This window comes from Leucobacter sp. HNU, from assembly GCF_047946755.1.
GTDB lineage: Bacteria > Actinomycetota > Actinomycetes > Actinomycetales > Microbacteriaceae > Leucobacter.
This window is the reverse complement of the sequence record NZ_CP178837.1, coordinates 114940-127444: the sequence shown is the minus strand read 5'-3', so window position 1 is coordinate 127444 and position 12505 is coordinate 114940. Positions and strand designations below refer to the sequence as shown.

Genomic DNA, 12505 nt, shown 5'->3' with positions numbered 1-12505 from the left:
GGTTGCCCTTGGTCAAAGAATCTGCGAAATCAGCGGAATTGCACCGCGCAGACCGTATGAGTCAGTCGCGTTGACATTCTCGTTGACGGCTGTGGATGCGCTGACGCCGCTCAACGCTTGTCGGCCGGCGGCTTCATGATCGCGCCCGTCGCGAGCCCGAGGGCGAGGCCCGCCGGCAGCCACAGCCAGAACTGGGTGAGCGCGCTGATCACGATGCCCATGATCGCACCCATCACGATGCCGACGATGATCTGCTTGCGCCGCGCTTCCGGGCTCACTTCGCTCATGGGTCCAGCCTACGGGTCAATCGTGAACGGCGGCCGGGATCGCCAGCAGCTCCTGCGCCCGAGCACGGAGCTCGGCGACCCGGGGATCCCCCAGCGCCTCGGCACCGTCGCGCCGCAGCGCCGCAGCCAGCCGGTCGGCCGCATCCATCACCGACAGCGCCTCGAGCAGACGAGCGGAGCCTCCGTGCGCGATCGCGAGATCGATGAGGCGCCCCGTCGCCCGGGCGATCTTCGCCTCGCTCGGCGACGGCACCGCACCGGCCGCCGCCAGCAGCGGCTCCACGCGATCGAGCAGCGCAGGATCGGCGGAGCCGACGAGCTCCGCCTCCCACTCGCGCCAGAGGCGGCGCACGCCCGCGCGGTGATCGGTCGCGAGCACCGTGTCGTCGGCGAGCTCGACCGCGTCCGCTCCCGATTCCGCGAGGCGGACCACCACGCGCACCGTCTCGAGGGTCGCCGCCGGAGCCACCCGATCCGCCGCCTCGCCGACCCGGGAGCGCAGCTCCGCTCGCAGGCCGTCGGGCAGCTCGTCGCTCAGCGGCCAGTGCAGCTCGTGCACCCCGTTCGACGTCCGTTCCTTCAAGTGCCAGCCCTCGTCCGCTCCGCCGGCCCGGCGCCGCATCGCGAGGCGGGCGTTCGCGAGCGCGCGGTCGTCCGTGTCGAAGTAGCTCGCGCGCAGCTCGTACCGCCGAGGTTCACCGGCGCTCAGCCCCGCCGCGGACCAGGCATCGGGATCCGGCAACGCCGACGCGCCGATCATCTCGTACTTGCGCTCGATCTCGAGCGAGGCGGCACCCTGTTCAGTCACAGACCCAGCCTAGGCGCTGCGGGGCCGTCGACGCCGAGCGCGGATCGCCCCGGTCCGGCCCGGGCGCGGATACACTGCTCGCGTGACCGCAGCACCCGGCCCCGACCCGCTCAGGACCCTCGTCGAGCAGGCGCTCGCCCGCGCCTCCGCCGCGCTCCGCGCCGCCTCGGTCCCGACCGAGGCCCTCGCCGAGCTGGTGCCCGCCCGGCGCCGCATGCTGATCCGGCTCGCCCCGACCATGCGCCCGCTCGGAGAGGTCTGGCGCGTCGGATCGCTGCTGATTTCGGCCGACCGCCCCGGTTGGTTCACCGGAGGAACCGCGACCCGCGCCGCCGAACGCGGGCGGCCCGGATACCAATCGGTGTCGCGCGAAGAACGGCGCGAGATCGCCGCGGCAGCCCTGCGCGGCGGATACCCCGTCGGGACCCCGGTCAGCTTCGACGCGGTCCCACTTCCCCTCGACGGGGACGGGCTTCGCGCACTCGGTCCCGATGCCCCGGTCGGGGTCCTGTCCATCGGCGGGGGCGCCGACGGGCACCCGGCCGAGGACGTGCGCGTCCGCTGGCGCGCGGGGGCCGAACTCTCGACGGCGCCGACGCTGGACGCGTTCCTCACGGAGCGCGTGCGGCTCATCTCGGAGCGCGAGGGAGCCTGAGCGCGTGCGGCTCACCTCTGAGCGCGAGGGAGCGCAACGAATGAGTGCCCCAGAGAGGAATCGAACCTCCGACACCTTCTTTAGGAGAGAAGTGCTCTATCCACTGAGCTACTGAGGCGGAGCTTCCATGCTAGCCGGTCGCGCGCCCGCAATGCGACGCGGAAACGCGTGAGGGGCACGGCCATCGGCCGTGCCCCTCACACTGAGGTTCTCGTCCCGCTTACGGAATGCGGATGATGGCCGTGTAGTTGCCGGGGTTCGAGTCCACGTCGGTTTCGACCGTCTGGTTGCCGCCGAAGCCACCGTGCACCGCTCGGTGGTTGACGCCGTCGCCGGTGTAGATCGCGACGTGGGTGCCGCGCATCATGATGTCGCCGAACTTGACCGCGTCGGGCGAGACCTGGGTGCCGAAGCGGCCGAAGTCCATGGGGCCGAGGTCGTAGCCGCCCTGGTCGCGACGCTGGAACATGCCGATCGCGGCGAGAGCATTCTGGACGAGGTCGGTGCAGTCCTGGTTGATGCCGATCTGGGCACGGGCCGCGGCGACGAGGCCGGCAGCGCCCTTGCCCGCGGGGATGTCGGGAAGCTTCGGAGCCTCGGTCTGCGTGTTGCCGGACTCGACGGTCGCGGTCGTCGCGTCGTCGACCTTCTTGACCGGGACGACGGGCTTCGGAGCCGGTGCGAGCTCGGTGCTCGGAGCCTCGGTCTGCAGTGCACCCTCGGCGTCGGCCGTGGTCAGCACCTGGTTCACCTGGATCGCGGCGGGGGCACGGTAGCCCTCGGTCGGGATCTCGGTCGCGTACGCAGGCAGAGCGAACACGCTGACCATTCCCGCGCTGACGATGCCTGCGCCGAGCATGCGCACGAGGCGCTTGCGGACCGGACGAGCGGCACGCGCAACGGGTGCTGCGATCGCCACATCGGTGCCGGGGGTCTGAGCTGAACCGGGGTGCTGAGTCACGAGTGGTGTCTGCCTTACGTAATCGTTCTCTTGCGAGGTACGGCCCGTCTGGACCAAAATCTCGACCAGCCTAACCCAAGATCACGGAATTGTCACGCCGAGGCGTGATCTTGCTGAACGCGACGAGAAAATGGCGGAATTCCGCGGGGTTTCGTGGGTCCCTGAGCGGTGACATAGCTCGACGTCGAGATACTTTCGAGCGCGCGAACCCCGTTCGCCGGCCGGTACACCGCCTTCTGACCAGTGGTTGCGCGACCCGCTCGCGCTCCCTAGACCACGCCCTGATCGAGCATCGCGCGAGCCACGGTCGCGAACGCCGCCGTGTTGGCGCCGAGCACGTAGTCGCCGGGGCGCCCGTATCGGGCCGAAGCGTCGTAGGAGGCGTCGTGCACGTCGCGCATGATCGTGTGCAGGCGCTCCTCGCTGGATTCGAAGCCCCACCGCTCCCTCGCGGCGTTCTGGCTCATCTCGAGCGCGGACGTCGCCACTCCGCCGGCGTTCGCGGCCTTCCCGGGGGCGAAGAGGACACCGGTGTCCTGGAACAGCGCAACCGCCGCGGGAGTCGTCGGCATGTTCGCCCCTTCGGCGACCGCGCGCACGCCGTTCGCGATGAGCGACCGCGCGGCGTGCTCGCCGAGCTCGTTCTGCGTCGCGCAGGGGAACGCGAGCTCGACGGGCACGTCCCACACCGAACCGCCCGCGATGAAGCGCGCACCGGGGCGCCGTTCGGCGTAGACCGAGATGCGCTCGCGCTCCACCTCCTTGACCTGCTTGAGCAGCGCGACGTCGATACCCGCCTCGTCGACCACGTACCCTGAGGAGTCCGAAGCCGTGATCGGGGTGCCGCCGAGCTGCCCGATCTTCTCGATCGCGTAGATCGCGACGTTGCCCGACCCCGAGACCGCGGCCCGCCGACCTCCGATGCCCTGGCCCGCGCGGTGCAGCATCTCCTGGGCGAAGAACACCGCGCCGTACCCGGTCGCCTCGGTGCGCACCTCGGCGCCGCCCCAGCCCGTTCCCTTGCCAGTCAGCACGCCGGACTCGTGGCGCCCGGTGAGCCGGCGGTACTGGCCGAAGAGGTACCCGATCTCGCGGCCCCCGACGCCGATATCGCCTGCGGGGACGTCGGTGTGCTCGCCGATATGGCGCGCGAGCTCCGTCATGAAGCTCTGGCAGAACCGCATGACCTCGGCGTCGCTGCGTCCACGGGGGTCGAAATCGGAGCCGCCCTTGCCGCCGCCGATGCGCTGACGCGTGAGCGCGTTCTTGAAGATCTGCTCGAAGCCCAGGAACTTGACGACCGAGAGGTTCACGCTGGGGTGGAACCGCAGTCCTCCTTTATAGGGGCCGAGCGCCGAATTGAACTGCACCCGGAACCCCCGGTTCACCCGAACGCGGTTGCGGTCGTCGAGCCACGGGACCCGGAACACGATCTGCCGCTCCGGCTCCACCATGCGCTCGAGCACTCCGCCCTCGATGAACTCGGGGTGGTCGGCGAGCACCGGGACCAGGGATTCCAGCACCTCGTGCACCGCCTGCAGGAACTCGGTCTCGTGTGGGTTGCGCGCTTCGACGGTCTCGGCGATCTGGCGCAGGTGGGCCTCGGGGGAAACGGGCATGGGGCTCCTCGCGGGGGTCACGTCTTCGTGGAATGGGCGGGCCCTGCGGCCCGGAGCGGGTTCGTCCCGCGGTCTCAGAAGGTGCGCGAGACGTAGATGTGCGCCGCCACCTCGGGCGAGAGCTCGATCGGATCGATCGACTCGCCCTCCGCGGTCACCTCGAATCGCAGGAAGCCGGAGACTCGGCTGACACGAACCGGGGTACCGGGTCGGATGCCCCCGCGGTTGAGCGTGCGCAGCAGCTCGGGGTCGGTCTGGACCGGCTCCGCCAGTCGGCGCACCCGGGTCTGCAGCCCGGGATCGCCGTCGACGATCGGCAGGTCCACCGACGACACGACGCCCGACTGGAACGGCGCGGTCGGCATCGACCCGAGCTCGTCGAGCCCGGGGATCGGGTTGCCGTAGGGCGACTCGGTGGGGTGGTGCAGGATATCGAGCAGCTTGCGCTCGACCTGCTCGCTCATCACGTGCTCCCAGCGGCAGGCCTCTTCGTGGACGTACTCCCACTCGAGCCCGATCACATCGGACAGCAGCCGCTCGGCGAGCCGGTGCTTGCGCATCACGTGCACGGCCTTGGTGCGGCCGTCGGCCGTCAGCTCGAGATGCCGGTCGCCCGAGACCACGACCAGGCCGTCGCGCTCCATGCGCCCGACCGTCTGGGACACCGTCGGACCGGAGTGGCCGAGCCGCTCGGAGATCCGGGCGCGCAGCGGGACGATGCCCTCCTCCTCCAGTTCGAGGATCGTGCGCAGATACATCTCGGTCGTGTCAATGAGATCGGCCATCGGCACTCCTCCTCGTCGCTCGCGACCTCCAGCCTATGACATCCGGGCGGTGCAACGCGGCGTCTCCGCGGCCTCGGGCCGTGTCCGTGCGCGGATAGAATCGCGTCATGGCCGACATCACGATCCCCGCTTCGCTCCTGCCCGCCGACGGTCGCTTCGGTTGCGGCCCCTCGAAGGTCCGCACCGAACAGCTCGACTTCCTCGCCACGCTGCAGCCGGGGGTGCTCGGCACCTCGCACCGCCAGGCCCCCGTCAAGAACCTGGTCGGCAGCGTGCGCTCCGGTCTCGCCGAACTGTTCCGCGCCCCGGAGGGGTACGAGGTCCTGCTCGCGAACGGCGGGGCGACCACGTTCTGGGATTCGGCCGTCCACTCCCTCATCGAGCGGCGGAGCCAGCACCTCGCCTTCGGCGAGTTCGGCGCGAAGTTCGCGAAGGCCGCGCAGGCCGCACCGTTCCTGCAGGACCCCGACGTGCGCACCGCCGAGGCCGGCTCGCGCTCGCAGGCCGAGCCCGCCGAGGGCATCGACGTCTACGCGTTCCCGCACAACGAGACCTCGACCGGTGTGATGGCCGATGTCAGGCGCGTGCACGGCGACGCCGGTGCGCTGACCGTCGTGGACGCCACGAGCGGCGCCGGCGGCCTCGACTTCGACGCGAACGAGACCGACGTCTACTACTTCTCCCCGCAGAAGAACTTCGCGTCCGACGGCGGCATCTGGTTCGCCCTCGTCTCGCCCGCGGCGATCGAGCGGATCGAACGGGTCACCGGTTCGGACCGCTACATCCCCGAGACGCTGAACCTGGCGGGCGCCATCGAGAACTCGCGCAAGGATCAGACCCTCAACACCCCCGCGCTCTCGACGCTGGCCCTGATGGACGAGCAGGTGCGCTGGATCAACGCCAACGGCGGGCTCGGATGGGCCGCCGCTCGCACGGCCGAGTCCGCAGCCGTGCTCTACGACTGGGCGGAGCGCAGCTCCATCGCGACCCCGTTCGTCACGGACCCCGCGCACCGCTCGAACGTCGTCGTCACCATCGACTTCGACGACTCCATCGACGCCTCGGCGATCTCGGCCGCGCTCCGGGCGAACGGCATCGTCGACACCGAGCCCTACCGCAAGCTGGGTCGCAACCAGTTGCGCGTCGCGACCTTCACGGCGATCGAGCCCGATGACGTGCGCGCGCTCACCGCGAGCATCGACTACGTGCTCGAGCGCCTGGGCTGAGCCCAACAGGCGCAGCCCTCGCGCGGAACGGCTGAGGCCGCCGGAAAGCTGAGCTTTCCGGCGGCCTCAGCCGTTCCGCGCGGTCATTCCTCCTCGTCGGAGCCGCCCGTCATGCCCGAGAGGGTCTCGATGTCGTGGTCCGAATCGTCGAGGTGGTCGAACTCGTCGTCATCATCATCGTCGTCGTCGTCATCATCGTCATCGTCGTCGAAGCCGTCGTCGTCTTCGTCGTCCGAATCCTCGTCGTCCTCGTCGGACTCGAGATCCACGCCGTCGATCTCGTCGTCGAAGTCGCTGAAATCGTTCTCCATCGGATCCTGATCGGGGTCCAGCTCGTCCTCCTCGGCGAGCTCCTCCGCGGCGTCCTCTGCAGCGGCGGCCTCGTCGGCCGCCTGCTTCGCCTGAGCCTCGCGATACTGGGCGAGACGATCGGACCAGGGCACCCATTCCGGGGCCACGACCGCTCCCGCACCGGGCAGGAGCTCGACCTCGAGCACGTTGATCTCCGAGGTCTCGTCGACGCGGGCCAGCGTCGCCGTCCAGTGCCAGCCGGGGTAACCGGCCAGGCGGCACTCGAAGAACAGCGAGAGCACGTGCTCGCCGTGGACCTCGTGCCCCTCGTCGGCGCCGATCGTCTTCGGATCGGTTATCTCGGCGAGCGCCTCGCGCGCGCGGTCGCGCGCGGCGAGCAGCACGGGATCGGGGTCGATCGGCGTCTCCGGCTCCGCGACCGCGGAAGCGGAGTCCGTTGTCGTCTCGGCGGCGGACCCGGGCTCGGCGGCCGGCGCGTCCGAGCCCGCGTCGGCCTCGACGGCCTCGACCGATTCTTCGGTCGTCGATTCCAGGTCAGACATCGAAGTCCTCCGAGACCTTCCTGAGCATGGTCGCGATCTGACGCGACTGGGCCCGTTCGGGGTACTGCCCCTGCTTGAGGCGCCCGCCGACCGCGTCGAGCAGCTTGACCAGGTCCTCGATGATGACCGACATCTCGTCGGCCGACTTGCGATTGCCCCGGCGGGCGAGACGCGGAGTGTCGATCACGCGGACCGACAGGGCCGCGGGTCCGCGGCGCCCGTCCGCGATCCCGTACTCGAGCCGGGTCCCCGCTGCGATGTCCGCACCGTCGGGGATCACCGAGGCGTGCAGGTACACCTGCTGCCCGTCGTCGCCCTGGATGAAGCCGAAGCCCTTCTCCTCGTCGTAGAACCTGACCTTGCCACTCGGCATGCGTCGTCCCTCTTCTCTCGGCGGCTCGCGGCCGCCGGCACGTGTTCCGATCGCGCCGATCGCGGCGCCGTACCGTGCCCTCCAGTCTAGGCCGTGCCGCCGGTCCCCGCCTGGAGTCCCAGCACGCCCGCGGAAGGGAGGGCGGGCGTCGCACCCCGGTCCGGGGTATTCTGGTGAGGATGTCCGCAGATGCCAATCAGCCCACCCGCCTCGAGCGCGTACTCGCCTACTCCTCGTTGTCGCTCATCGCGCTCGCGGTGGTGTCGTACCTCACGACCCTGATCATCGGGCTCGTGGACCGGTTCGCCCTGGCGCACGGCTTCTTCGTGTTCGTCGCCTGGGTCGCCTACGTCGGCCTGCCCGTCGGCTTCGTGCTCCTCATGATCCTGCTGATCGTCAGCATGCGCCGCCGCAGCGCGGCGCAGCGCCGGGGCGACGGGAAGTAGTCGCAGCATGAGCGGGTCGCTCGCCCTCGCCGCGTCGATCGCGGGAATGGAGCGCGCCGACCTGACCGCGCTGCTCGAGCGCCGCTGGGTCCCGAACCCCGCCGCGGTCCGCGATCCGCTGAGCCTGGCGCTGGAGCTGCTGCGCCCCGACTCGATCACACGAGCGCTCGAGACCCTGGACCGCTCGGGCATCCGCGCGCTGCTCGCGCTCGCCCGGGAGGTGTCCCCCGCCCCGGTCTCCGTCCCTGAGCGCGAAGAGGCGGAGACCTCGGTGCTCGCCATCGGGCTGGCCGGCATCGCTTCCCAGCCCGGAGGCAGCACGCGACCGCACGCCGAACCGGTCCCGCTCGACGAGGTCGCCGATCAGCTGCGCACCCTGCTCGACTCCCCGGACGCCCGGGAGCGGCTGGAGCGGGACGTCCCGCATCCTTCTCGGACGGCGTCGGACGCGCCGGCTGCCGCCGCCTGGTTCGGTGCCGCGCAGACCACCACCCAGCGCGCCGCAGCGGCGCTGCGCGCGCTCGCGCTCGAACCGGTCAAGCGGAACCGCCGGGGCGGCATCTCGCAGACCGGCGTGAAGGCCCTCGCCGAAGCGCTGCGCACCGGGCAGGAGCAGGCCGAGCGCGTCGTCGAGCTGCTGCGCGGCGCGGGACTGATCCACGGCGCGGTCTCGGCAGCGCACGGCGACCGCTTCGCGATCTCCCCTGACGGGATCGCCTGGCTCCGGCTTCCGCACGCGGAGCGCTGGCTCGTCCTCGCCCGGGCACTCGCCGCGCGCATCTCGGGCCCCCTCTCCGCCGCTCTGCGGATCGCCGAGGGCGCCCTCGGAACCGCCGCCGGCGAGGTCCTGCCGATCGAGTTCCCGCTGCTCCCCGAAGCCCGTCTCGCCGACGCCCGCGTGCTTGCGGACGCCGCCGAGGACCTGGGCTTCACCGTCGACGGCGCGCTCACGCCGATCGCCTCGGCGCTGCTCGATCCCGACTCCGCGCCGCTCCCCGGCGAACCGCTCTCCCTGGTGCGCGCCGCACTGCCCCCGATCGCACCGGGCGTGTACGTGCAGCCCGATCTGAGCATCATCGTCCCCGGTCCGCTCGCACCCGACGACGAGGCCGCCCTGTTCGGGGTCGCCGACGTCGAGCAGCTCGGCGTCGCGTCGAGCCTCCGCGTCACCCCGCCCTCGCTCGCCCGCGCACTCGAGAGCGGGGTCGGCATCGCCGAGGCGCGTGCGCTCCTCGAACGGCTCTCGCTCACCGGGATCCCGCAACCGCTCGACTTCCTGCTCACCGACGTGGAGTCCAAGCACGGCAGCGTGATCGTCTTCGCCGGGACCGGCCGCACCCGGATCCGGGTCGCCGATCCCGCCGTCGGCGACGCGATGCTCGTCGACCGGGCGCTGCTGCATCTCCAGTTGCAGCGGGATCCCGCTTCGCTCGCGTACGTGCTCCTCTCCCGGCTCCGTCCCGAACACGTGCTCGCGGCGCTGGTCGACGCGCGCTACGCGGCGATCGCGGGTTCGGATCCCGATGCTGCGGCCGAGTCCCCCGCGGGATCCACCCCCGCGGGATCCGGCCCCGCGGCCGCCGACCCCGGCCCGGCCGATCCGACTGCCGACGCATCCGCCGAGGTCGGACCGGGTCACCGGTCGGAGCCCGACGCCGGATCCATCCTCGGCGCTCCGGACCGGACCGTCGCCGACCTGGTCGACCGTGTGCTCGCCGGCGCCGAGCAGCCGGGATCCGGCGAGTGGACCCGTCGCATCGAGCTCGCGATCCGCGAGAAGCGCGCCATCGAGATCACCGCCGCCGCGGGATCCGACGTCCGCACGTTCCGCCTGCTCCCCGCCTCGCTCTCCGGCGGGCGGCTCCGCGCCAGCGATCAGACCGCCGGCGTGGAGCGCACCCTCCCGGTCTCCGCGATCACCGGCGTCGAGATCCTCGACTGATCCTGCCCTGAGCGAACCGATCACGCCGTTCGCACGAGGCGCGTAAACTGGATGGTTATGACCCTCGGCCCCCTCATCGTGCAGAGCGACCAGACCGTCCTGCTCGAGGTCGCGCACCCCGACGCGGAGGAGGCGCGCCACGCGCTCGCCGTCTTCGCCGAGCTGGAGCGAGCCCCCGAGCACATTCACACCTACCGCATCACCCGGCTGGGGCTCTGGAACGCGCGCGCGGCCGGCCACACCGACGCGGAGATCCTCGACACCCTCAACCGGTACGCGAAGTTCCCCGTGCCGAGCGGGGTGGCCGGCGAGATCTCCGACACGATGCAGCGCTACGGGCGTCTCACGATCGAGCGCATCGCCGAGGGCGATCGAGCGGGCGAACTCGTGCTGCGCTCCGACGAGCCGATGATCCTGCGGGAGGTCTCGAGCGCGAAGAAGATCGCTCCGCTGCTCGGCAACCGCATCGATGAGCTCACGTTCCCCGTCGAGGCGTGGGCGCGCGGTGAGCTCAAGCAGCAGCTCGTAGCGCGCGGCTGGCCCGCGGAGGATCTCGCCGGCTACACCCCGGGCGATCCGCATGAGATCGAGCTGGCAGAGGACGGCTGGCAGATGCGCGACTACCAGCGCGCTGCCGTCGAGAAGTTCCACGAGGGCGGCTCGGGCGTCGTCGTGCTCCCCTGCGGTGCGGGCAAGACCATCGTGGGCGCCGGCGCCATGGCGGCGGTGGGCGCGAAGACGCTGATCCTCGTGACGAACGCGGTGTCGGCTCGCCAGTGGCGTTCCGAGCTGCTGCGCCGCACCTCGCTCACCGAGGACGAGATCGGCGAGTACTCGGGGCAGGTCAAAGAGGTCAAGCCGGTGACGATCGCGACCTACCAGATCCTGACGAGCCGCCGGAAGGGCGAGTACGCGCACCTGTCGCTGCTCGACGCCCACGATTGGGGCCTGATCGTCTACGACGAGGTGCACCTGCTGCCCGCGCCCGTGTTCAAGCTGACGGCAGACCTGCAGGCCCGTCGCCGTATCGGCCTGACGGCGACGCTCGTGCGCGAGGACGGCCGCGAAGGCGACGTGTTCAGCCTGATCGGCCCGAAGCGGTACGACGCCGCCTGGAAGGATATCGAGGCGCAGGGATTCATCGCTCCCGCGGCATGCTTCGAGATCCGGGTCGAGCTGCCCGAGTCCGAGCGGCTCGAGTACGCGGTGGCCGAGGATCAGGATCGGTACCGGATCGCGGCGAGCGCGACGGTGAAGCAGCGGGTCGCCCGCGAGATCATCGCGAAGCATCCCGACGAGAGCGTGCTCGTCATCGGTCAGTACATCGATCAGCTGGAGTCGATGGCGGAGGCGCTGGGCGCGCCGCTCATCACCGGGCAGACCCCGGTGGACGAGCGCGAGGAGCTGTTCGAGGCGTTCCGTTCGGGCCGGGATCGGATCCTCGTGGTGTCGAAGGTCGCGAACTTCTCGGTGGATCTGCCGGACGCGTCGGTCGCGATCCAGATCTCGGGTTCCTTCGGTTCGCGGCAGGAGGAGGCGCAGCGTCTCGGCCGCCTGCTGCGTCCGAAGAGCAACGGCGCCACCGCGTCCTTCTACACGATCGTGACCCGCGACACCGTGGATCAGGATTTCGCGCAGAACCGTCAGCGGTTCCTCGCCGAACAGGGCTACGCCTACACGATCACCAACGCGGAGTAGGCGATTCCGCCACGACGGCCTCGGTCGAGCACCCGCTCGGACGGGGCCGTCGGCGTCTCCTCGGGCCCGGGCGCCGCGGTGGCTCGGAACGCGCGGCGCACCGATGGACTTCCAGGGAACCCATAGCAAACGGTCAGAGACTGGTCGCATGAACACGCAGCACAAGGGCCCCAGGATCCTGATCGTCGACGATGAGCCGAGCATCCGCGAGCTGCTCAGCACCAGCCTCCGCTTCGCGGGCTTCGGCGTGCGCGCCGTGGGCAACGGCGCGCAGACCATCTCCGCTGTGCTCGAGGAGGAGCCGGATCTCATCATTCTCGATGTGATGCTCCCGGACATGAACGGCTTCAGCGTGACCAAGCGGCTGCGCTCAGCGGGGTACACGGCGCCGATCCTGTTCCTCACCGCGAAGGACGACACCGAGGACAAGGTGACCGGCTTGACCGTCGGCGGTGACGATTACGTGACCAAGCCGTTCAGCCTGGACGAGATCATCGCCCGCATCAAGGCGATCCTGCGCCGCACGATCCAGGAGGACGAGGAGGCCGTCCTCTCGGCGGGCCCGATCGTGCTCGACCAGGACACCCACGAGGTGACCGTCGACGGCACCTCGGTGGAGCTCTCCCCTACCGAGTTCAAGCTGCTGCGGTACCTGATGCAGAACGCGAACCGCGTGCTGTCGAAGGCGCAGATCCTGGACCATGTGTGGGAGTACGACTTCAACGGCGATGCGGGCATCGTCGAGTCCTACATCTCGTACCTCCGACGGAAGCTCGACCCGCTGACGGGCGATTCCCTGATCCAGACCAAGCGAGGCTTCGGCTACATGCTGAAGACCGAAGCGAAGTAGG

The 12505-nt window shown here is 70.5% G+C and carries 13 protein-coding genes and 1 tRNA gene; 6 read left to right on the top strand and 8 right to left on the bottom strand.

Annotated elements, in window-relative coordinates:
• Nucleotides 1-110 precede the first annotated feature (110 nt).
• Nucleotides 111-287, bottom strand: coding sequence for an HPP family protein (locus tag AB3K78_RS00650; RefSeq protein WP_416445258.1), 177 nt, complete (start codon nucleotides 285-287; stop codon nucleotides 111-113).
• Between the two features lie 16 nt (nucleotides 288-303).
• Nucleotides 304-1095 carry a CYTH domain-containing protein gene (locus AB3K78_RS00645; RefSeq protein WP_416445256.1) on the bottom strand — a complete coding sequence of 264 codons (792 nt, stop codon included), beginning with the start codon at nucleotides 1093-1095 and terminating at the stop codon, nucleotides 304-306.
• 82 nt (nucleotides 1096-1177) lie between these two features.
• Between AB3K78_RS00645 and AB3K78_RS00640 the strand changes: the two genes are divergently transcribed.
• On the top strand, nucleotides 1178-1750 hold the full coding sequence (locus AB3K78_RS00640; RefSeq protein WP_416445254.1) for a hypothetical protein: 573 nt from the start codon (nucleotides 1178-1180) through the stop codon (nucleotides 1748-1750).
• Between the two features lie 45 nt (nucleotides 1751-1795).
• On the opposite strand, the gene AB3K78_RS00635 is transcribed toward AB3K78_RS00640, so the two are convergent.
• From AB3K78_RS00635 to AB3K78_RS00620, 4 genes are all read right to left on the bottom strand, one after another.
• Nucleotides 1796-1868: transfer RNA gene (locus AB3K78_RS00635), tRNA-Arg, on the bottom strand.
• A 102-nt stretch (nucleotides 1869-1970) separates the two neighbouring features.
• Nucleotides 1971-2711, bottom strand: a complete 741-nt coding sequence (locus AB3K78_RS00630; protein WP_416445252.1) for a hypothetical protein — start codon at nucleotides 2709-2711, stop codon at nucleotides 1971-1973.
• A 269-nt stretch (nucleotides 2712-2980) separates the two neighbouring features.
• Nucleotides 2981-4330, bottom strand: coding sequence for an NADP-specific glutamate dehydrogenase (gene gdhA, locus AB3K78_RS00625; protein ID WP_416445250.1), 1350 nt, complete (start codon nucleotides 4328-4330; stop codon nucleotides 2981-2983).
• 74 nt (nucleotides 4331-4404) lie between these two features.
• Nucleotides 4405-5115, bottom strand: a complete 711-nt coding sequence (locus tag AB3K78_RS00620; RefSeq protein ID WP_416445248.1) for a metal-dependent transcriptional regulator — start codon at nucleotides 5113-5115, stop codon at nucleotides 4405-4407.
• A 107-nt stretch (nucleotides 5116-5222) separates the two neighbouring features.
• Here AB3K78_RS00620 and serC point away from each other — a divergent pair, with 107 nt between their 5' ends.
• Nucleotides 5223-6341: a phosphoserine transaminase gene (serC, locus tag AB3K78_RS00615; RefSeq protein ID WP_416445246.1), complete on the top strand. Its 1119-nt coding sequence runs from the start codon at nucleotides 5223-5225 to the stop codon at nucleotides 6339-6341.
• Between the two features lie 83 nt (nucleotides 6342-6424).
• Here the strand turns inward: serC and AB3K78_RS00610 are convergent, their stop codons facing one another.
• Nucleotides 6425-7195, bottom strand: coding sequence for a DUF3027 domain-containing protein (locus AB3K78_RS00610; protein WP_416445244.1), 771 nt, complete (start codon nucleotides 7193-7195; stop codon nucleotides 6425-6427).
• A complete protein-coding gene (locus tag AB3K78_RS00605; RefSeq protein ID WP_099723918.1) occupies nucleotides 7188-7568 on the bottom strand; it encodes a cold-shock protein in 381 nt (126 codons plus the stop codon). The genes AB3K78_RS00610 and AB3K78_RS00605 overlap by 8 nt, the downstream gene beginning before the upstream one ends.
• Nucleotides 7569-7747: 179 nt before the next feature.
• On the opposite strand from AB3K78_RS00605, the gene AB3K78_RS00600 reads away from it, so the two are divergent.
• The 4 genes from AB3K78_RS00600 (at nucleotide 7748) to AB3K78_RS00585 (ending at nucleotide 12504) form a co-directional block, all read left to right on the top strand.
• Entirely contained in the window at nucleotides 7748-8014 is a 267-nt protein-coding gene (locus AB3K78_RS00600; protein ID WP_416445241.1) for a hypothetical protein, read from the top strand.
• Between the two features lie 7 nt (nucleotides 8015-8021).
• Nucleotides 8022-9956, top strand: a complete 1935-nt coding sequence (locus AB3K78_RS00595; protein WP_416445238.1) for a helicase-associated domain-containing protein — start codon at nucleotides 8022-8024, stop codon at nucleotides 9954-9956.
• 57 nt (nucleotides 9957-10013) lie between these two features.
• Nucleotides 10014-11654 (top strand): DNA repair helicase XPB, encoded by a 1641-nt coding sequence (locus AB3K78_RS00590; RefSeq protein ID WP_416445234.1) that lies wholly within the window; start codon nucleotides 10014-10016, stop codon nucleotides 11652-11654.
• A 148-nt stretch (nucleotides 11655-11802) separates the two neighbouring features.
• A complete protein-coding gene (locus AB3K78_RS00585) occupies nucleotides 11803-12504 on the top strand; it encodes a response regulator transcription factor (RefSeq protein WP_046456869.1) in 702 nt (233 codons plus the stop codon).
• Nucleotide 12505: the final 1 nt, after the last annotated feature.